Raw genomic sequence first — 21,053 nt, 5'->3', positions numbered from 1 at the left:
CAGGCGCGGACTAAGTTTTATCGACGGCGGCTCCTTCCAATTTCTTTTTCATGTCTGCAACAACAGCATTCAGCACTTCCGTAAATTGATTTATAAACGCCTCTATATTATTGGTGTTTATTTCGCCGCGGCCTAATTTTTCCATACTGGCAACCACTTCTTTCAAAGAATGGATTTTCAGGTTGGCAAGGCTTGGCTTCATCCTGTGCGCTATTTCACCTATCATTTTCAGGTCGCCGGTGTGGTAGGCTTTATTCAACTGTGCTAACACCGGAGGAACTTGCTCGCAGAAAATGGCGCACATCTTTTTTATAAAATCGGGATTATTCTTGCTGATCATTTCCAGTTCTGAAAGATCGTATAGTGGCTGCACCGCAGGTTCCACAATTTTAGCGGGCTGAGCTTCCTGTTTTGGGAGCCATTTATTAACAATCGTCAGGAAATCGTGCTCGCGGAAAGGCTTAGAGATATAATCATTCATACCGGCGGCGATACATTTTTCCCTTTCACCTTTCACTGCACCTGCAGTAAGGGCTATCACGGCTACATCATTCCCTTTTGAACGGATTTGTTTAGCAGCTTCCAAACCGCTGATCCCCGGCATCTGGATATCCATTAATACCACATCAAACTTTTCCTTTGCCAGTAGCTCCAGCGCCTGTTCGCCATCTGCAGCTTCTGTTATTTCTCCACCATAACTTTTGATAATGATGGATGCCACCAGGCGGTTCAGTTCATTATCATCAGTTACAAGTATCTTTTTCCCACGCAGGAAACGCTTATCTATTATCGTAGTCTGCTGTACCGGCAAATCTATTACCCGGCCTTTTTTAAGCGTAATGGTAAAAGCTATTATTGTTCCTTTTCCTTTTGCACTAACCGCGCCGATAGTTCCCCCCATCAGTTCTACCAGTTCGCGGCAAATGCTCATACCTAAACCCGTACCTCCATACTGGCGTGTAATAGATTCATTTTCCTGGCTAAACTTATCAAACAGGTGTTCGATATAGTTTTCGTCCATCCCCACCCCGGTATCTTCAACGGAAACTTTTATGGTCTGCTGCGTATCCTCATCTTTCTCTAAAAAGAATTTCAGGCTGACGGTTCCTTTTTCTGTAAACTTAATTGCATTTCCGATCAGGTTTAATAAGATCTGGTTGAGCCGGAAGGGATCACCTAATAACACCGGTGAAATCTGCTGATCAAAGAAGGTGTTAACCAGCCTCAACCCTTTCTCTTCGGCTTTGAGCGAAAGCACTTGGACCGCCCTGTCCGCTACCTTTTGGAGTTCGAAACCAATAGTTTCCAGGCTTAGCTTCCCGGCATCAATCTTAGAAAGGTCGAGTATATCATTGATAATTACCAGCAGGTTTTCAGAGGCAGAAATGATGGTATCCAGGTAAAACTGTTGTTTGGTATCCAGTTCTGTTTTAGCCAGTTGGTTGCTCATACCCAACACGGCGTTCATAGGCGTGCGGATCTCATGGCTCATGTTCGCTAGGAACATTTCTTTGGTACGGGCCAATTGTTCTGCCTGGATCTTTGCCTCTACCAATTCTGCTTCCTGCCGTTTTTGTTCTGTGATATCGAGGTGGATGCCTACAGACCCTACCAGTTCGCCCTTATCGTTATACCGCGGCGCACCGCTGATCAGCCACCAGCGTTCTTCTTTATTCTTATTTTTAGCCTGCACCAGGTAAGCATCTGCAATACCATGTCTTCGCTGTTCAAATTTTTTATTCAATAAGTTCACACCCTCCTGTTCCAAGAAGAGCGGCGCTGCCTCGCGACCAACCAATTCTTCGGGCGAGTAGCCACTGATAGTGCTGAAACCCTTATTGGCATAGGTGACAATACCTTTGGTATCAACCTCCAGAAGGCCCAGGTTCATATTGGCAATTATGGTACGGTATTTTTCTTCATTAGCCTTTAGCACCTCCTCAGCCATTTTGCGTTCGGTAATATCCAGGATAAACCCGGTGAACACGATACTGCCCGTTTGTGAAGTGTAGGAATAGGACGAATGAACGGCATGCCACCTTATGCCCGTACCCGGTATCACTAATCTTGATTCATCATAAAACGGTGCCAGGGTTTCGCGCGAGCGGCGATTTTTCTCAATTACCCGTTCGCGGTCGTCGGGGTGTAAAAAGCTCATATAATTCTTGAACTCTTCCGCCTTTATACCGAACATTTTTTCGATAACCGGGCTCACATATTTTAATCCGTCTGTACCATCGGCGCGAAACTCATATTCATAGATAACGCCCGGTATACTTTCAGATAACGACCTGAATTGCTTTACGCGTTGTTCCAGCTCAATTTCTGTCTGCTTGATACGGGTGATGTCTGTATGGGTACCAATACTTCTTAAAGGCGAACCGGTTTCATCCTTCTCAATCACCACGCCCCTATCCAGTATCCAACGGATGGTACCATCCTGCCTGCGGATCCGGTACTCTAAACTGTGTGTATCGATCAGGCCAGACTGATAATCTTCATAAGCAGACCTGAGTACATACAGATCTTCCTCCGATACGCTCTTCCACCAAAGCATACCTTCTTCATCCACAAGCGAACCATCGGGGTAGCCAAGGAACTCATAATAAGGCTTAGAAAAAGTGGTTTTGGCTAACTTAAAGTGATGCTCCCATACGTTATCGCCAACGCGTTCCAGCACGGTTCTGAAAAGCGCTTCTGACTGCCTGATCTTTTCAGAAGCGAGTTTCTCCTGGGTAATGTCCTGTTCTAGTGAAAAGAAACCGATAAGTTGATTCCTGTTGTTAAATACCGGCTGCCCCTGTATCCTGAACCATCTTGCTTCACCTGTTTTGGTATAACCGATTATCTCTGTCTTGAATGGTTTAGCCTCTTGTACCTGTTGTCTTAAGTATTGATCTGATTCGCCCTCGGTTGCTGGGCCGCCCATCAATTCACCCGGTCTTTTACCAATAGCCTCTTCAAGAGAGAAACCCCGGTTATCCACAAAGCTCTTATTAACCCAGGTAATCCGGCCTTCCACATCAGTTATAATAACAACTGCACTATTGTCTTCTACTATTCGCGAAAGCAACTTCAGCCGTTCTTCTTTCTCCTTTACTATAGTGATATCACGGCCATAAATATTGATGTAGTTCTGCTCTTGCAGATACTTGCAGATAAACGAAAACGTACGCTGCTCAAAAACGATTTCGAAACTCCATTTATCTACCGCCAGATCAATCTGTTTAACCAGGTATGGCCAGAACTCTTGCGGACTGTAGTGCTTTTCCTTATACTCAAAATAGGAAATTGAATCTGCAATGGGATTACTCATCAACACCTTGCCAGTAAAGTCGATGCGGAATATGGGGTCTGGATTTTGCAGCGGAAATAACGCAATGTCTTTAATCTCTTCCGCAGCATTTCGTAAGTCCTTTTTTTGCTGGTGTACGGTTCGCAGCAATTCTTTCAGATCGTCGTTTACAATCTCTTCTGCTTTTAACACATGCAGCAAGTCTATCAATGGATCGTGATGGGCAAAATCACGCAGCGTAAGATGGCTTGCTGTTACAGATTCCATATCCCTGAACCAGGGCGATCCGATAAATAAAAGCGCATCCCTATCCTCCAGGTATTCGAACTGCCCCCGCAGAAACTGATCGGGTTTATCGAGCAGTTTTATAATAGAAAGACGATCACTGAGGGAATGTATTGCATCAAAATCTATTACGTCCAGATGAGGACGATAAACCAGAAAATTGCTATTGAAACATCCATGTAGTTCTTTACCGGCTAATTTCTTCAGGCTTTGCCCATAACCGGTAACCTGCAGCTGGCGATCAATAATGAAATAAAAAGGGAAAACCCTGTTTAATTGCTCATTACTAAATGCCACGCCAACTGCTGCTTGCATCATACTACCAGTTTACTTTAAATACTTCATGATCATGGCCTGCTAATCTGCTTTCAATCAGTTCAATAGTAACCGGGCAATCGTACATTTTCCCCAGGCCAGAGATCAGCCCGCGCACAAATTCCTGCAACCCCTGTCTTTTCGAAAAATAATGCAGATGAAGGCTATTCTCCTCTATATCAGTTACTTGAAACTCGGGCGGGGTAAGCCGTGTATAGATCAGCATGATACGGTTGTGAAACTCGGGCAGGTTAATTAAAAACTCTTTCAAGTTCTGTCCGCCGGCCTGCATTAAGCCCCCGTATTTTTCTTTTCCCGTTTTTAGAACCCACCACTCGCCAAAGGCTTGCAGCACTTCTGCCTGCGGCATTTCCATTTCATCAGAAACAGCCTGCGCCAGTTTGTAAGTTACCTCGTCTGCATAGGGTTGGTTACCGATAAAGAAGTCTACTTCTACACCGCTTCGTTCTTTAACCGCTTCCCATTTTTCCCGGCCAAAATTGCTTATTACCAGGTCTTCGATTGCTTTATTCACGATTCCGTACATAATTTACTTTTACTAACAGTTAATAAAAATTGTACCTAATATGAAAAAGCTGCCCAGAGATGCAACATGGCATTTTTGGCGCAGATAATTTCCAAAATCGGGAAAAAATTTCCACAAATAAGAATCGTATTGCTTCAACATCTTTAATAGGGGATAAAAATTTCTACGAGTTTAAACCAGAGAAACGCCCTCTGCTTGTTAGCTTTAGGTTGATTGGATAATTTCTCACCTTATTCAAGCGTAAAAGAAATATTGGATTGATAATTAGCTTTATACTTATAAAAAAGGTAAGCAATAAATTCAAACACAAGATTACAGCACTAATTGAAATGGTGCTTTTCCATCCATCATCCTGCATAATATAGCTGTAAAAGGGGTTCATAATTAAACTAATAGGACGTACTTAGTGTTTACGTTCAGGTTATCCTAAAGTTACACATTAATATTTATGATAAAATATATCCTATATATAAAAATTAAGAAAAAGCGTTCAGAATGCAGTAAGACGTTTACAATATCATCTAAAAATGGGATGCCTGGCGATAAAAGCCCGATTGATTAAGCGAGCAGATATGCAGGCATCCTGTCTGAAAAAGAATGAAACAAAAAATTAATAGGTCAACGTTAAACCGCCTCCCCAGCCCATATCGCTGTCGTAATGCGATGAAAGCGAGAACGTTTTGTTAACCACATATCGTAAACCTGCAGTATATTCTTTATCGGTATTACCCATCAAGGTCATTCTTAAGCGATTGGTTAACGGGATATCTTCGCGGCCTAACTGGAACCTGAACTTACCGTTCCCATCCACCCGCAGATCTGCTACGAAAAGCATCGGCAATGTGTAGGCAAGGCCCGCCACAACCGTGTGCCTGTTATTCTTATTGCTGATCTGCCCGAACATGTTCTTTTCTACGTCGTCCGTACGCTTGTAATGATAATCGAACCCGGCGTAAGCATACAACCATTGCATACGGCCAAAGAACCTGCCGACCATTGTTTCGCTTTCAAACCCTTTAGTAGCGCTGGTGCCTAAGTGCCACATGGTTGAAAAACGCCAGCGGGTATTGGCTAAAGAAGCATTGCCGTCGCTGCCATTGCTCTCAAGGCCAACCTTCGCTGCGGCGTAAAACTTACGGTCGTCCGCGTTGATCATTTTCATGGCAGCTACAGGGTCCGGCACTTCGGGGTTAGGCGGCGAATTTTCGTAACTGAAGATGCGGCCCATACCGCTCATCATGTGATAGAGAATATGGCAATGAAAAAACCAGTCTCCGCTTTCAGATGCCCTGAACTCTATGGTATCCCGTTCCATCGGCATTATATCCAACGTATTCTTCAGTGGTGAATATTCACCCTGTCCGTTCAACACCCGAAAATAATGGCCGTGCAAATGCATGGGGTGACGCATCATGGTGTTATTATAAAGGATGATACGTACATTCTCGCCCTGTTTGATCAGGATCTTGTCCGACTCGGACACGGTTTTATTATTGATCGTCCAGACATAGCGGTTCATATTCCCGGTCAGTTCAAAGTTCAATAACTTGGTGGGCCCCGTCGGCAGTGTAGTTACATGGGTAGACTTTAGCATGTTGTAATTCAATGTCACAATATCTGTGCTGTTTCCCATGTCCATGCCGGGCATATCGTGGTGCATGCCGCCATGATCTTCTGCCATCCCTTTTGATGCCGGTTGCTTTTCCTCACCGGTAATTTCAGGATACATCACCGTGTTCATATCCATAACCTGATTCGTCATGACCATGCCGTCCATACTTTTCATGTTGCCGTGCATGTCCATCATGTCGTTCATCATCTTCATGCCTTCAAAGTACTTCAGCCTTCCCAGTTTCTTCGCCGGGTGCTTCTGCCCCGGCCCCAGCCATAAACTGGTATAACGTGTGCGGTCTTCGGGTGTTGCTAAAAATTCATAGCTGCCGTCCTTGGGTATGGTTACCACCACATCATAGGTTTCCGCTACACCGACGATCATCCTATCCACCTCAACCGGCTGTACGTCCTCGCCATCGTTAGCAACCACCTGCATTTTCCCTCCGGCCCATTTCAGCCAAAAGTAAGTGGAAGAACTGCCGTTCACTACGCGCAGCCTTACCTTTTCCCCGGCTTTAAACTGCGGCGCCTCTGCTACAGGCTTTCCATTGCTGAAAAACCGGTCGTAGTAAACATCGCTTACGTCCATGGCCGTCATGCGCTTCCATTCATTGGTCAGTTTGGTTTTAACGTGCCCGCTTTTCAACGCCTGCCAGTAATCTTGGGTGCTACCCTTACGGATGGCATACCAATCGGTGGCGTTATGCAGCCTGCGCTGCACCTGCTCAGGGTTTTCGTCCGTCCAGTCACTCAACAATAAGGTATACTCCTTCATCGGTTCCGGCTTACGTTCGTGAATAATGAACGACCCGTATAAACCACTTTGCTCCTGTGTCATGGTGTGCGAATGGTACCAGTAAGTACCGTGCTGTACCAGCGGAAACTTAAATAAGTGCGTCTGCCCACCCATGATGGGCGTGGTGGTTAAGTACGAAACACCATCATACCGGTTGGGGAGTATTAACCCATGCCAGTGGATGGAAGTTTCCATCATCATCAGGTTATGTACGTAGATCTCGGCCGTATCGCCTTCTGTAAACTGAAGCTCCGGCGCGGGTATACTGCCGTTGATGGCCATTGCCGGGCGTTGCTTACCTGTGTAATTAACCGTAGTATCTGCAATATAAATATGGTAAATATCGCGATTGCCTATTTTGGTATAAAACGGCAACCGCTTACTGCTTTCGCCCATGCCCATATGATGGTGTTGCGCAAAAGCAACCACCGCAAACAGCATCATCACGAAAGCCATTAATAATTTTCTCATCCCCTGTAGCTTACTTAATTGGCGATAGTGTTTCTGTTGTTTTACCGCAGGTAAGCATGGCGCTTCCATAGTAAGGATTTTTAACCGCCGAACTTTCGCTTAACCAGCTGGCCTTTTTCATGGGGCAGTATTGCTGATAAACAGCAACATCGTTCACCTTTAAAGCCTTGAACAGATCATACATGTTTTTTGAAAGGCTGGCGAAATGTTCGCGCTGGTGGGCGATATCTTTATTTTCTGAAATATGGCGTGCATCAAAAGAAAGCTTGTCGGCATAGGCTGTCCAGGCTTTTTGCTGATCGTCAGCCAGGGATGCGGGCTTTACTTCGCCGATAGCAGCTAATAAAGCGCCTGCTTTAGCATTAGCGTCCGTTGCGCTACCGGACACAAGGGCATTTTTTACTTCGAAATAATGGGTAAGAACCTGGTTTAATGTGGTTTTACCTTCTGACTGGGCATTTACTTTAAAGGTAGCGGCAGCGAATACAACAACCGCCAAAAGAATAACTTTTAGTGTTTTCATGATTGTAAGAAATTAAATACGTGAGATTTACCGGCAGCAAATACCGTTGTTATTTAGGCAGATTAAAACTGCACCTATTGAAAGGGAGAGAAAATCAAATACGGAATGTAGCGTTACGCTTATAAATCGGGACGGCGAGTGCCAATGGCGGCGCTTGTGCCTGCGGCACTAAATACCGGGTTAACGTTGTGACAACCGGGCTCCATACAAAAAACAGGTTAGGCGGAGTAGCCACCATTTGATCTGGCACCGCAGTAGAAACGGCAATACTCGACTTATCTGTCTTGAACTCCTGATATTTATCCTTACAGCATTTTTTTGCGGCCATTCTTTTGGCCATACCGCAACGGTAAACTTTTGCTTTTACCGGACTTAACCCAACGCCCACCAAACGCCCCATGCAATATTGAAAATGCAGCGTCGCGCCCGAGGATAACCCCAGGTAACAAACTGTAAGTATCAATACCAATATGCGCTTCATTAATACAAAAATAGTTTTTTATCAAATTAGTTCGGCATGCAGATTGTCATCTTTGACGTACAACTATTGCGTAACCTTTACCCAATCAACCAAAACTTTTGCTTTGCCTTGCTTAATCAGCTTCACGGTGGTTTCCGGCAACCCGTTATAAGGCGCTTTAACTCCGTTGATCTTTGCCGGGTAAGCACCGCCCAGTGCCAGGTTAAGGATCAAAAACTTAGGGTTATCAAAAGCCCAGGGGCCGTAATTTTCTACCATTGGCCGGGTGACGCGATAATAAAGCTGGTTATCTACCTTAAACAGCAAGGCGTTCTTTGACCACTCTACCGTATAAACATGCCACTGGGTAATATCCGTATTTTTAAAGAACAGTTTATTTACCAGCGGCGTTTCGCCGAAATAGGCAGGGCCATGCAGGGCGGCACTGATCCAATCTGGCTCACCGATATTTTCCATAATGTCGATTTCGCCGCAATCTGGCCATTTACCTTCGCCCAGCATCCAGAAAGCCGGCCATAGGCCAGTACCTGCAGGTAATTTCATTCGCGCCGAAACTGTACCATAAGTAAAGCTGACTTTCCCGCGGCTATCGATACGGCCGGATAGAAAATCAAACCGTTTATTAGACGCATTTACATATCCTTCATGATAAACAGGGTTAATCACCAAAGCGCCGTCCTTCGCCCCGGCTGCTTCAGCCCCGTGTGCGATATATAACGTAGCAGATGAATCTACATAAGCCTGCTGCTCGTTATTAACCACGCCCTTATCTGTCACAATTACGTTCCATCTTGAGCGATCCAGCTTTGAGGCGGAAAAATCTTCAAAAAATATAACGCGCGATTTTTCGACCGGCTTCTGTGCCTTCAGATTTGTAGACGACAGCATCATTAAACCTAATGCTATCCAAGATATTGCCATTGTTTGTTTCGTTCTCATGGAAGGTTTTATTGGTAACATTTGGCGGTTTTATTTTGTTAGAATGCGATAAAAGATGGGTTAGTCATATCCGGCTTATTGTAAACCAGTTCGTCTTGTAAATTCAACTGATAAATACTTCTTCCGGCGGCGTTTAAGATGGCATGAGCAGCAGCGGTGTCCCACTCCATGCATGGGCCAAACTTAGGGTAAAGATCTGCTTTATTCTCCAGCAATAACATAAATTTGAGCGAACTACCCATTGACAATAGCTTCGGTTGATTAAACCGATTAATGAATTGCAAAGTTTCCTCAGAAAGGTGCGACCGCGATATAACGATGTTTAAACCTTCCCGCTGTAATAGCTCTTCAAAACTATGCGTTGCTGCTAAACCCGTCAGTTCAATACGCACGTCGTCCTCCTCTTTATATACACCAGTGTCCTTAGATCCCCAATACAACTGATGCAAAGCGGGCGCATAAATTACACCGGCAACAGGCGTGTGTTTATGTATCAATGCAATGTTGACGGTAAACTCGCCATTGCGCTTAATGAATTCTTTGGTGCCATCGAGCGGGTCTACCAGCCAATACCATTCGTAATTTTGCCGGGAAGAATAATTGCAAGTATCCCCCTCTTCCGAAATTACCGGTAATCCACATGGTTCCAGCAGTTCAAGGATAATATGATGCGCAGCGATGTCGGCCGCAGTAACCGGCGACAGGTCTGCCTTTAGATTAACTTCAGCCGCGCCTTGCTCGTAGATTTTCATTATTGCTGCCCCTGCTTTCAACGCTGCATTACGGGCAATAGCTAACAGGGCGGCAGTGTTCATCATGGTGGTAAATATATTATTTAAACAATAGAAATAGAGCTTTGCAAGCTTTTAGGAGATCTTCAAAACAGGTCATATTTAAATAAAAATTAAATTTATTTAGATAAAATAAGAAATAGACAGATTTAATTGTCTACCTTGCCGACTTACAAAATAACAATACAATGCAAAAAGAAGGAATCGTGAAATTTTTCAACACCACTAAAGGTTTTGGATTCATTTCACAAACCGATACAAAAACAGACGTTTTTGTACACTCAACTGGTTTGATCGACGAAATTCGTGAGAACGACAAAGTTCAATTTGAAGTAGAACAGGGCAGAAAAGGCCCTAATGCGATAAATGTTAAAGTAATCTAAAAAATCACAATCATTTTATTGTAGAGCACCCTGGCAAAACCAGGGTGCTTTTTTTTTTATATCAGTGAAGTGATATCACAGATCAAATCCCCATCGATGAGGAAGGTAACATTCACATCCCTAAAGTTAACCCACCTCACTATATCTGCAACATTTACTGCGCGCCACAAATTATAATGCTTTAGATAGTCGTAGTCGCTCCCTTTAATCATTATCACCCTCAAAATTTGGTTATTCAGTAATTCTATCTTGAGAATGCTCAGATCAGCCGTGTAGCGTTCTGCAAAAGGTTCGATTTCATAAATATTCATTATAGGCTGCTTCTCAGTTAAGAATACTTATGAGAGGTGACACAAGGTACGTATAAATACGTGCAGTATTCTTAAAAAGAATAATATAAATTTATCAGCAGCTACTGTCAGAATTCATCAGCGGTACTTCTTGCTTCTGCATACGGCGAACTATAAAAACGAATCAGCTGTTTTTCACGATCAACGTCGAATGTCCAATCTGACGTTTGGTCATGCTTATCAGTCTGTACATCTTCGCAGCCGAAAGTAAAATTGATATCCAGGATCACCCGGAAGCTCCCTTTATTTGCATCTAACTGCCCTTTATCAAATTTGATGGACGTTACCTCCGGCGAACCATTAAACCGGTATTCACGCTGCAATTCATACTTCAGCTGATCATAACTCGCTGAACCTGGCGTAAATAACAATGACAGGTAGTGATTAACGTCGTCTCCCTGTTGCGGAAACGTTTCGGTTTTTACTTCAAATGAACTCATAGTTTGAATATCACGATACTAAAAATAATTATTCTCCGATACAAAGTATTTAACAGTTAATACCATCCTTGCAAAAGATTTATTAAAAAGAAATATGCTTTATATTTAATGTTAAAAATACGTTTCATTACACGTTATTTTTTCCTTACCTTGTATATACCAATAACCTTAGATTGAAAACACAGGCAGAAAAACAGAAGTTAACCCATAACTCATCCGCGGGTAACACAACGCAACGATCAGCGGGCAGAACCGGTGCACATCTTCCTGCTGCGGGGCTTCGCACAGCTACTCCTTATCAGGCTATGGCTGATGCCAGCCCCCGGATAAAACAGCTGAAGGATTACCAAAATATGGCCGATGGTAATACCAAACAACTAAAAACCATATCGCCTGTAAATAACCTGGTTGTGCAGCGTCTACCGTCATGGGTGCCTTTCTTCGGAAAGAAAAAAGAGGAAGATCGTTATGCTCATCTAACTGATAATGGTAGGCGTGCAGCTTACTTCGGCGATGCGATACACCGGGACGAGCATGCTGGACGCAGGTTAGAAAGACGCGGGCAACGATCTGACCAACCTTACCGTGGTAACGAAAGTTTGCTGGCAGAACACGAGAATGCAGTATATGATGCAAGATCTACACCTCGGCATGAAACCGCGGTCGAAAAAACGGGGCAAATAGGTAGCGCCGGTTCATTTATAGGTAGCCAAACCACCAACTTAAGCCACTTAATCAACAATGATACCTTAGGGGCAACTGGCGAATGGACCAAGGTAGCGGGACAAGGATTGGGTGTGGTAGGCTCGCTTGCCAATGCCGGTGTGGGTATTCATGATATTATTACTTCGCAGAATCAGAAGAAAGACAAAGCAATTAAGGCTGTTGACGTGATAAGCTCGTTAAGCAGTGCTGCGCAAACCGGCGCTAACGGGCTGGGAACTTTATCGGGTGTGGTACCTACGTCCGGCGCGCTATCTGCAGCGTCAAGTATCGCCTCTAAGGTGATTGCACCTGCGGCTATTGTAAAAAGTAGTGCAGATGTGGTGACGGGTTTAGCAACCGGTGGCCTGGCGCATTACCGCAGCAATAAACTAGAGCAATTGGGAAAAGAAACAATGGACGAAAACGGTGGCATCATCAAATTTGCGCAAGATAACCAGTGGACAAAGGCAAAAGCAAACTATGCAAAAGCGGTAGGCGGCGCATTAGGTGTGGCCGGGGGTGCGCTGCTTGCAGCAAGCCTCACTAATCCTGTAGGCTGGGGTTTACTGGCCGCAGCAGGCGGCGTGGCGCTTGGCGTATCTTTGTATAAGATGTATAAAAAGCACCAGTCTGGTAAAGAGATATTGAAAGATCCCCATGCTCTTAGGTACGGTAAGATTGAGGTTCAGAAAAATGTACCACGTAAAGGTTTTGGCGACTATTTTAAAACGGAAGAGATGAGGCGGCATGAGGACGTGCGCGGGCAAATTGCTACTAAGCTTTCGAAAGACGAAGGGCGCTCTTACTACAACGATGAGCCAAATACAGCGAGTAAAATTGTGCGTAATCTGGGTGTCCGTGAAAAGCCAAAACCTGATGATAAAACAGAATTACTGAGTTACATGTGGTCTGATGATGCCGAAAAGGCGAGACAGGACCGGGCTAAAGCGATAGCAAAAGGATTAGATTTTTAAACAATGGATACGGGAAACCCGGCGCATTTCACGGCGCTTAAATTATACGCTGACGCATTGAAAGAAGAAGGTTTTGCAAGCCAATTACTAAGCGCAAATGACAGTGTGCCGTATGACACCTTATTGGTTGCGCTTCCTATGGATGGGCATCCCAGAGGGGGCTTACAAATCGAACTATCATTTTTACCAGGCATAGAAGCAGAACTTAACGGCCTATCTATAATGCAATGCTTCGTTCCTGTTGAAGAAGTGAAGACAGATGCAGCAGAACTGAAAGCAGGTATTGCGAATATCAATAAATTTTCCACGCTTGGTAGTTTCGGACTTTTGAGCAAGCCGCCTATCGTGTATTTTCGGCATACGGTAATGTTGAATATCAACACGCAACAAAATCTACAGGTAATCATACAAACTGTTTGGCTGATAAGTTATTTGCTGGAAATGTTTGGCCCGGGGCTTTCTCAACTGGCAAACGACACCATCAAGCTTGCAGAAGCGTTTCGCGGGCACCAATTTGAACAATTGATAATTGAATAGAAGAACTGTAAAAAACAAGTCCCTCCACCAATGGCGGAAGGACTTAAGTTTTCCCCCTTTTTGAGACTTAGGGCGATGCTATCCTTAATTTTTCAATGAAGCCATATCGATAACGAAACGATATTTCACATCTCCTTTAATCATGCGCTCGTAGGCTTCGTTGATATTATTAATATCAATCATCTCGATATCAGCAGTAATATTATGCTTACCACAGAAATCTAACATTTCCTGGGTTTCTGCAATACCGCCAATCATAGAACCGGCAAAGGTTTTGCGTTTTGGGATTAAGCTAAATGCAGCTACAGGCAGCGGTTGTTCCGGAGCGCCTACTAATGCTAAAGAACCATCTACCCGAAGTAAAGCCAGGTAGGCATTAATATCGTGCTCGGCGGATACGGCATCTAGTATAAAATGCAGTTTGCCCCGGTATTTAGCCATCTGCTCTGCATCTTTAGATAGCACAACCTCGTCTGCTCCCAAACGTTGTGCTTCTGCAAATTTAGATTCGGATGTGGTGAAGGCAATCACGTGTGCACCCATTGCTTTGGCAATTTTAATAGCCATGTGGCCCAAACCACCGATACCCACTACCCCAACCTTCTGACCTTCGCTAACTTTCCAGTGGTGCAACGGCGAATAGGTGGTAATACCTGCACATAATAACGGTGCGGTAGCAGCCAAATCAAGGTTTTCGGGGATGCGAAGTACGTAATTTTCATCTACTACAATACTTTCAGAATAACCGCCGAAGGTAGGGTTACCAGGCAGGTGTTTGTCTGGTGCATTGTAAGTGCCGGTCATACCGGGTTCGCAATATTGCTCTAAACCTTCTTTACAGTATTCGCATTCGCGGCAAGAGTCTACAATACAACCCACGCCTACCACATCACCTACTTTAAATTTGGTTACATGGTCACCCACGCTGATGATTTTGCCTACAATTTCGTGACCAGGCACAACAGGGTACATCGAAGGTCCCCATTCGCTACGCGCTGTATGAATATCTGAATGGCAAACCCCGCAATAGAGGATATCAATCTCTACGTCGTGCGGCGTAGGCTTTCTGCGGTTAATATCCAGTCCATTTAAGGGCACTTCGGCAGCCTCTGTACCGTATGCTTTAACTTGTTTTGTTTCCATTAATATTTGTTTTTCTTAGTAATTGGTGTGCTGAATTTAAACGCAGCAAAAGTACGGCACCGATTAGGTGCATGGTAGTATGTTTTGAAATAATAAGGTAATTTTTTGCAATAAAAATCACTAAAACAGCCCGAGAAATTTCTTTCTGCGCTTAGGCTTCCCGGTTGCAGTGGTCGCTCTTTTCCGTTCGTTTGCACGGGCGATGCTATCCTGCTTGATAGAAGCACTAATGGTTTGTTGTATGCGCCGCACCGTAGCATACCGGTAAGCCAATGCTTTAAATGCAACTGAATCTTTATGGATCTTTTTCTGAAGCTGGGCGACCGAGTCGCGCAGCAAGGCCGCCTCTTCTTTTTTCTTGCTGGCCGAACGAAGCGCTGTAATCATCGTGATCAGGAGGATTACGATCAGCGACAAACCTGTAAAAATAATCCGCCTTGATTTCTGGGCTTCTCTTTTCGCTTCAGTGAATTTCAAAGCCGGATTAGGGCTAAGCGTTTGCCCCTCTTCAAGTGTATTTACCTTTTGCTTTAGCAAGCTGTTTTCTGCCTGCAATTCTGCATTTGTCCCTCCCGAGATACTTTGCCTGCTAACGGCATCATGCAAGGCTACACCATCATGAAAGCGGTTCTCTGGTTTCTTCTCCAGGCATTTGTAAATAACCTTTAATAACCAATCCGGCACCTGCAGCTCGCGTTCTTTCTTCTCATCAGACCAATGTGCAGGCAGGTTCCTGTTGCGGATAGTCAATAAGTCTGGCACGGGTGTTTCCATGTGTTGCAGCATCACCGCATTACGCGATGTTTCTCCGCTGTCATTCAGCGGAAAAGGTACCTGACCGGCAAGCAGTTCGTACAATACCACACCAAAACTGTAAACATCTGTTTGGAACAGCATCTTGCCCTCGTTTTGCTCGGGCGCCATAAACTCTATTGCACCGGCATGCCGCAAACTGCTGCGGCGTTGCTCGTCTGACATTACTGCGAGCCCGAAATCAAGCAGGACGTAATTACCTGAACTTGTATTAAACTTAACGTTATTGCTTTTGATATCGCCGTGCCTTACCCCTACCTTATGGCAATGGCTTAACGCACACGCTAACTGGTCTGCCAGTTTCACCGCTTCTTTTATCGTAAAAACGCGCTCGTGCGGTGGTTTCAGTAGTTCTTCCAGGTCCGGCCCTTCAATGTACTCCATCTCAATAAATGGAAACGAACCGCTTTCTGTAATACCTGAACTAAGAATTTTTACCACATTAGGATTAGGCTCTTCGTTTACCTTCTTCAGCTTTTCAACCTCGTTAAGGAAGTTACGATAGTTCCTGTCCTCTTCGCTTTCGTTATAAATAGGGGTTGGTATCAGTTTCACCGCGGTAAGAATAGGCCCCATACGGCGTGCTTTGTAGACCGAACCCTGCCCACCGGTGCGTAAGGCACCTAAATTTTCTAATCCTTCTGTTATGGTAAAAACTTTCACTTATGAAACTGATGGCTTGTAACTAAATTCAATAACGGCAGATTGGCCCAAAATTACCTGGTCACCTTCCTGCAACTGGTGCCCGATATGGGTTGAGTTTAACTTGATGAGGTTCTCATCACGGGTGGTGTGGATTTTCACCTTATTGCCCGGCGGCACGCCGCCCTCATCCGCAAAGATCATGAAGCTACCGGTATCGTTGTTCCATTCGATGTGGGCATGCTGGCGACTAATGTACTTATTACTTTCATTTTCGCTATCACCCGGAAAGGCAATGTCATTCTTTCTAAAAAAGCCATCTTTAACCTGCACCTGCCGCTCGCGGCCGATGTTAACCTTATCCCCTTCTGAAGTAATTTCGTACTCATCGCGTTCAGCTTTACCGTTCAGCACACGGATAAATGCTACTGAAGACTTGCGGATGTTGTGATTAGTGGTGCGGATAAACAATGCAGCACCTAAGTTTGCCGCTTTTACCGCCTGCGTCGGTATTTCTTCTGTAAAAACGACCTCCAATGTCCAACTTTGCGGTAAAGCCAGGGCGTAATCATCGGCGATGCGCTGTACTTCATTTTTAAATTGTTCGGCATGATCAATATTCAAAGCAGCTTCATACAAATGCCTGTCTTCGGGTAAAGGATTCAAATACAACTGGAGGCCCTTAATTGCGCCGGCTTCCCCTTCCAGCTTTTGCAGCTGATCTTTTATAAATCTGAGCAAAGCATCCCGGATGGCTTTCACATCCATCGGTCGCTCGCCGGTACTGCTTTTAAATAATCCAAACATGATCTGCAATTCAATTATAATAACCCTGTTTTTACTGCTTATGTTTTTCCATTTACTGAACGGTGGTATCCGGTTCTATTGGTTCTTCTTCCGGCTTTTCAACAGCCTTCATCATTCCAACACGACTGCTTACCGAAGATGCCCCTTCTGTTATATTTTTGATATAACCCCGTTTTAACAATAACGGTACAATATCCTTCCCGGCGGCATGTACCGCGTTTGAAGACCCCCTTGTTTTTTCTACCCGTATACAGGTAACAATATTACCCTTACCGTTGGCCTTAGGTGCAAAAAATACGTACCAGCCGTCATTTATTTGTTCGCCCTTCCATATCCGTTCCGGCGTACCGGTTTTACCCGCTACGCTAATACCCAGAATCGGAACTTTAGGCGCGCTTTGTTCTATCATATAACTTCTAAGCAGTTGTGCATATTGCGGATTAGCTGCCAGATCCGAACTTTTCCGCGTTGCTGTTGTCGAATCGCTTACCTTTAACACATACCGATTTTCCATCAGCGTACCGTTGTTGGCTACACCAGAGGCCAACCTTGCTACTGCGGCCGGTGTAGCGATCAATTCACCCTGCCCCCAGGCCATACCGGAAATACCCTTAGCTCGGGTACGCCTGATGTTATTCGGATCATAACGCGGCTTGGTATTAAATTCTGTTTTTCGCCAAAGCTCGCGCCATTTCTCTTCCTGTTTTTCGTTATTGTTGCGCTTGGCGTAAAAGTAACCGCCCACTCCATGCAGGAACATCCCTGTCTTCATATAAAGCGTAGCCATATCTTCCTGCAAATGCTCTTCATTCGCCAGCTTTATAAAGTACACGTTGTTCGATTTCGCTATCGCCCGTTCCATGGTGATGGTCCCGGTTTCATCGGGCTCCAATCCTTTGGTCCGGATCCGCTCCCTTGCTTCTACTTCAAAAGTTCTGTCTTTTGCAGCTATACCCATCTTATTAAAGGCGGCCATTGCGGTAAGTACCTTGGCAGTAGAACCCGGCGGCGTGGCATAGGTAAAACCAAGGTCGGCAGTGGTCATCCAATAATTTTGTGCGTTCTGTTCAGACTGGCTCATGGTGAGTTGTTCCCAGTTTTTTACCGGCGGAAGCGGATAAACTGCAGAAGCTAACACATCGCCGGTTTCTGCTTCCATTACCACTACAGAAACGCGGTTGTTTTTGAGCGAATCGTCCGCAGCGATCATTTGCTGAATATTGGTCTGCAGTCCTGCATCGACGGTTAATTGCACGTCGCGGTTGCGCTTTTTAAATGCGTCAACTTCTTTACTGTTAATGCCCGCAAGCAGCAGCGGAGCTATAGCGCTATAATCTGTTTTGGCTACCGTCATTTCCCTTACGTTTCGCGGTAAGAAACGATCTTCCTGGAAACGGGTTGCTGTTACATTATAACTGGTAACAGGTGTTTTAAAGCCGCGTAATTCGGCCGCATGCTCATACTCGGCAAAGTAACCGTTTGTACTGCCATTGAACACACCCGTATTGGCGTCTCCTGTCCAGAAGAAAGCTTGCTCCTCGAACGGGTAATACCTATCCAAACGTTTGTGGGTAGCCGAATCGAGATTATAATCGGTAACTCCTGCACTTTCTAATTGGCGGATTTGCTTACGGATCAGTTGCGGATTACTTGTTGCCAGGATCAGGCCATTACGATCATACAAAGACCCGGCCTGAAGACGGTTCATCAAAATAGCAATGCGTGGATTGTAACTGAACATACGTGCCCCACTTCTATCTGCCACTAAGGCTGGTTGTACTACCCACTTTTTATTATTGAACAAATATCGGGATACACTGACCGTTAGCAGCAATAAGCCAACGCAGGCGGCCATTAAAGCAGGTACCAGGTTACGATCTTGTTGTTGGGTAATGTAAGCCATCTGTACGGGAGTACCTTTTACACGTGATGCTGACAACAAAAAGCCTACAGCCACCAGATTGGCAATAAGCGATGAACCGCCGTAGCTTTCAAACGGGAGTACCACACCGGAAAGCGGCAATGCGCCTGTAGAGCCCCCGGCGATGAGCAGAAATTGCACAAAGGTACATATCCCTATACCGCCGCAGAGATAAAACAAAAACGGTGTCCCCGACTGCCTGCCGATAATAATAGCCCGGTGCAAAAGGATCAAAAACAGGATGAACACGCATACAATACCCGTCCAGCCAAACTCCTCGCCTATAGAAGGCAAGATCATGTCTGTATGCGCTTCAGGAATGGTTTTAGCAAAACTTTCACCCGCACCCTGCCCTGTTATACCGCCTGATGACATGGCCCACAAACCGTTGGCTACCTGGTCGCCGCCGTAAACTTCGTTGTTCCATGGATCTTGCCATATGGCTTTGCGTTCTTTTAATCGTTGAACCGGGCCGGAGAAGTATTTATCCAAACCGGGAACCTGGTCTATGGTTAGGAATGCCGCCATGATCACCAGCGTCATGATCGCTGATTCGCTCAGCTGTTTACGCTTAAACAGCATCAGCAATGTCAATATAACGGCGGTGATTAAGGTAGAAAGCCACACGTTCTTTAGTCCCCAGATGAGCAGCACATAAAGTACCACCGAACCAGCCATGAACAGGAAATCGCCCCGCGAAAAGGAGAACAAAATGATAAAGGTGAAACACACCACCATCGCCGGACCTAAATCGCCCAGCACCAGGAACAACAACAGCGTAGTCACAATGGCCGCCAGTGCAAACCCGAAGAAGGTTAAGCGTTTTTTAAAAGTTGGATATTCGCTGATGAATCGCTCGTTTGCGGCAAGAAAACCAGCCAGGAACAGCACCGCTAAATATTTCACAAACTCGCTGGGTTGAAAGCCGAACAAATTCACCTTAACGCCGCTGCCTTCTGGCCCTGTACCAAATTTAACCAGCAACGCCAATAGCCCCATAGCGATTACAATCCACGGCCAGCCTTTAGCCGCACTATTCACATTTTTAAATACAAACAGGCGGTACAGTCCAGAGTCTGGCGTCAGGCGGCGAATGTTAAAAAACTGGAGCAATACGATGCCAAACATACCTGCCCCAAAATAGTAGAGTGTGTCCCGCGCCAGGAAGCGGTCGCGCAGGGGGTCTTGTATACTCAACAATGTCAGGAATGACAGCCCGGTAAGAATCATCAACACAGGGAGTAATATCAGGTCGGCTTCCGGGAACCGAATGCTTAGAATCACATGCACGATGAGGAAGGCGGCGAAAAATCCTGCCACGACGATCCAGTACCATCGGTTAAACTGCTGCGGGGTGCGGATAATCAGCGATTTCTCTTTCTTCAGAATGTTAAAATCGCGGGTAGAAAGCAAACGAACAGTATGCGGCGACTGGCGAAAAGCCAAAGACACATCCTCATCTAATTCCTGTACGCCTTGCGACTTCCCAAACTGCGAACCGGGTTGAAGGGGCAAAACCTGATATGCCTTACCATCTGGAAGGTTTTTAAACACCACCTCGCCGTTGCTGTTGGTGCGGGCATAAGCCGCGAAAGATTGCAAACGTTTATGCTTCGCAGAATCTAAAGCATACGTTCTTTTGATCTGGCTTGTATTTTCTGTTATGGTTTTAGGATCCTCGTCCTCATCGTCGCTCACAATACTATCTTGCGGCAGTACCATACGCAAGCGCATCAGTACCCCCGCCACCGGCGCTTTTTCGTGCGAAACCGACGCGGTTATGCTGTTATGCCCTGCCGCGGCGTCTACCATATCGGCTAACTGAGGCGGATTATTACGTTCCTCTACAAAACGAACAGAATCATCACCACTATAGCCTAAAAGCGCACGGGACGCTTCTACCCTTTTTTTAAAAGATTGCCCGCCTGTTTCCCACGCCTCATCAGCATCAATAAAAAAGCTTTTTTTGTTCAGTTCGCCAATGTTGTCAAACTGCTCGCCTGGCTTCATGCCTTTCGCTACCGCTGTTTCTATCAGGTCGATATCTTTTTTATCATCGAAGTAATAGCCCTTTTCCAATAACCGGCGAAAGCTGCCCGATGGGTCTTTGCCATTCAGGTTAACCATCGTTCCCTCGCGCAGCCGCGACCCGACATCGGTAAAATTACGTTGCTGTACGCCGAAAAGTTCATAGAACAATAACCCGAGCACAATAGCGCCCAGTAGAAGAAAAATCCGCTCTTTAATTCTTGAAGGTTTTTGGGGTAGATGTTGTTCCATT

At 45.2% G+C, this 21,053-nt stretch carries 15 protein-coding genes; 3 read left to right on the top strand and 12 right to left on the bottom strand.

Annotated elements, in window-relative coordinates; translation table 11 throughout:
* Positions 1-10 precede the first annotated feature (10 nt).
* From MUY27_RS15160 to cysQ, 7 genes are all read right to left on the bottom strand, one after another.
* The gene (locus tag MUY27_RS15160) at positions 11-3,898 is read right to left on the bottom strand and encodes a PAS domain S-box protein (RefSeq protein WP_245131282.1); all 3,888 of its coding nucleotides are present in this window, start codon (positions 3,896-3,898) and stop codon (positions 11-13) included.
* A gap of 1 nt (position 3,899) precedes the next feature.
* Positions 3,900-4,430, bottom strand: coding sequence for a heme NO-binding domain-containing protein (locus MUY27_RS15155; RefSeq protein WP_245131280.1), 531 nt, complete (start codon positions 4,428-4,430; stop codon positions 3,900-3,902).
* A gap of 622 nt (positions 4,431-5,052) precedes the next feature.
* Positions 5,053-7,323, bottom strand: a complete 2,271-nt coding sequence (locus MUY27_RS15150; protein WP_245131277.1) for a multicopper oxidase domain-containing protein — start codon at positions 7,321-7,323, stop codon at positions 5,053-5,055.
* A gap of 10 nt (positions 7,324-7,333) precedes the next feature.
* A complete protein-coding gene (locus MUY27_RS15145; protein ID WP_245131275.1) occupies positions 7,334-7,846 on the bottom strand; it encodes a DUF3347 domain-containing protein in 513 nt (170 codons plus the stop codon).
* A gap of 94 nt (positions 7,847-7,940) precedes the next feature.
* On the bottom strand, positions 7,941-8,327 hold the full coding sequence (locus MUY27_RS15140; RefSeq protein ID WP_245131273.1) for an HYC_CC_PP family protein: 387 nt from the start codon (positions 8,325-8,327) through the stop codon (positions 7,941-7,943).
* Between the two features lie 63 nt (positions 8,328-8,390).
* Entirely contained in the window at positions 8,391-9,248 is an 858-nt protein-coding gene (locus tag MUY27_RS15135) for a glycoside hydrolase family 16 protein (RefSeq protein WP_245131271.1), read from the bottom strand.
* Between the two features lie 56 nt (positions 9,249-9,304).
* Positions 9,305-10,084 (bottom strand): 3'(2'),5'-bisphosphate nucleotidase CysQ, encoded by a 780-nt coding sequence (cysQ, locus tag MUY27_RS15130; RefSeq protein WP_245131270.1) that lies wholly within the window; start codon positions 10,082-10,084, stop codon positions 9,305-9,307.
* A 161-nt stretch (positions 10,085-10,245) separates the two neighbouring features.
* Between cysQ and MUY27_RS15125 the strand changes: the two genes are divergently transcribed.
* On the top strand, positions 10,246-10,440 hold the full coding sequence (locus MUY27_RS15125) for a cold-shock protein (protein WP_245131269.1): 195 nt from the start codon (positions 10,246-10,248) through the stop codon (positions 10,438-10,440).
* Positions 10,441-10,858: 418 nt separating this feature from the next.
* Here MUY27_RS15125 and MUY27_RS15120 read toward each other — a convergent pair whose 3' ends face one another.
* Entirely contained in the window at positions 10,859-11,230 is a 372-nt protein-coding gene (locus tag MUY27_RS15120) for a hypothetical protein (protein ID WP_245131267.1), read from the bottom strand.
* 173 nt (positions 11,231-11,403) lie between these two features.
* On the opposite strand from MUY27_RS15120, the gene MUY27_RS15115 reads away from it, so the two are divergent.
* Together MUY27_RS15115 and MUY27_RS15110 are read left to right on the top strand one after the other, a co-directional pair.
* Entirely contained in the window at positions 11,404-12,909 is a 1,506-nt protein-coding gene (locus MUY27_RS15115) for a hypothetical protein (protein WP_245131265.1), read from the top strand.
* 3 nt (positions 12,910-12,912) lie between these two features.
* Positions 12,913-13,446: a hypothetical protein gene (locus tag MUY27_RS15110; protein WP_245131262.1), complete on the top strand. Its 534-nt coding sequence runs from the start codon at positions 12,913-12,915 to the stop codon at positions 13,444-13,446.
* 84 nt (positions 13,447-13,530) lie between these two features.
* Here MUY27_RS15110 and MUY27_RS15105 read toward each other — a convergent pair whose 3' ends face one another.
* The 4 genes from MUY27_RS15105 to MUY27_RS15090 form a co-directional block, all read right to left on the bottom strand.
* Positions 13,531-14,589 carry an NAD(P)-dependent alcohol dehydrogenase gene (locus MUY27_RS15105; RefSeq protein ID WP_245131259.1) on the bottom strand — a complete coding sequence of 353 codons (1,059 nt, stop codon included), beginning with the start codon at positions 14,587-14,589 and terminating at the stop codon, positions 13,531-13,533.
* 120 nt (positions 14,590-14,709) lie between these two features.
* Positions 14,710-16,065, bottom strand: a complete 1,356-nt coding sequence (locus MUY27_RS15100) for a serine/threonine protein kinase (protein WP_245131257.1) — start codon at positions 16,063-16,065, stop codon at positions 14,710-14,712.
* Entirely contained in the window at positions 16,066-16,851 is a 786-nt protein-coding gene (locus MUY27_RS15095) for an FHA domain-containing protein (RefSeq protein WP_245131255.1), read from the bottom strand. It lies immediately after the preceding gene.
* Between the two features lie 52 nt (positions 16,852-16,903).
* On the bottom strand, positions 16,904-21,052 hold the full coding sequence (locus MUY27_RS15090) for an FtsW/RodA/SpoVE family cell cycle protein (protein ID WP_245131253.1): 4,149 nt from the start codon (positions 21,050-21,052) through the stop codon (positions 16,904-16,906).
* Position 21,053 lies beyond the last annotated feature (1 nt).

Source organism: Mucilaginibacter straminoryzae (assembly GCF_022953055.1).
Classification (GTDB): Bacteria; Bacteroidota; Bacteroidia; order Sphingobacteriales; family Sphingobacteriaceae; genus Mucilaginibacter; species Mucilaginibacter straminoryzae.
This window is presented reverse-complemented; position numbering and strand designations above follow the sequence as displayed.

Coding starts and splice junctions, on each gene's coding strand:
- MUY27_RS15160 (WP_245131282.1), bottom strand. CDS start 3,898: ATGATGCAAGCAGCAGTTGGCGTGGCATTTAGTAATGAGCAATTAAAC.
- MUY27_RS15150 (WP_245131277.1), bottom strand. CDS start 7,323: ATGAGAAAATTATTAATGGCTTTCGTGATGATGCTGTTTGCGGTGGTT.
- MUY27_RS15145 (WP_245131275.1), bottom strand. CDS start 7,846: ATGAAAACACTAAAAGTTATTCTTTTGGCGGTTGTTGTATTCGCTGCC.
- MUY27_RS15140 (WP_245131273.1), bottom strand. CDS start 8,327: ATGAAGCGCATATTGGTATTGATACTTACAGTTTGTTACCTGGGGTTA.
- MUY27_RS15135 (WP_245131271.1), bottom strand. CDS start 9,248: ATGGCAATATCTTGGATAGCATTAGGTTTAATGATGCTGTCGTCTACA.
- cysQ (WP_245131270.1), bottom strand. CDS start 10,084: ATGATGAACACTGCCGCCCTGTTAGCTATTGCCCGTAATGCAGCGTTG.
- MUY27_RS15125 (WP_245131269.1), top strand. CDS start 10,246: ATGCAAAAAGAAGGAATCGTGAAATTTTTCAACACCACTAAAGGTTTT.
- MUY27_RS15120 (WP_245131267.1), bottom strand. CDS start 11,230: ATGAGTTCATTTGAAGTAAAAACCGAAACGTTTCCGCAACAGGGAGAC.
- MUY27_RS15110 (WP_245131262.1), top strand. CDS start 12,913: ATGGATACGGGAAACCCGGCGCATTTCACGGCGCTTAAATTATACGCT.
- MUY27_RS15105 (WP_245131259.1), bottom strand. CDS start 14,589: ATGGAAACAAAACAAGTTAAAGCATACGGTACAGAGGCTGCCGAAGTG.
- MUY27_RS15095 (WP_245131255.1), bottom strand. CDS start 16,851: ATGTTTGGATTATTTAAAAGCAGTACCGGCGAGCGACCGATGGATGTG.
- MUY27_RS15090 (WP_245131253.1), bottom strand. CDS start 21,052: ATGGAACAACATCTACCCCAAAAACCTTCAAGAATTAAAGAGCGGATT.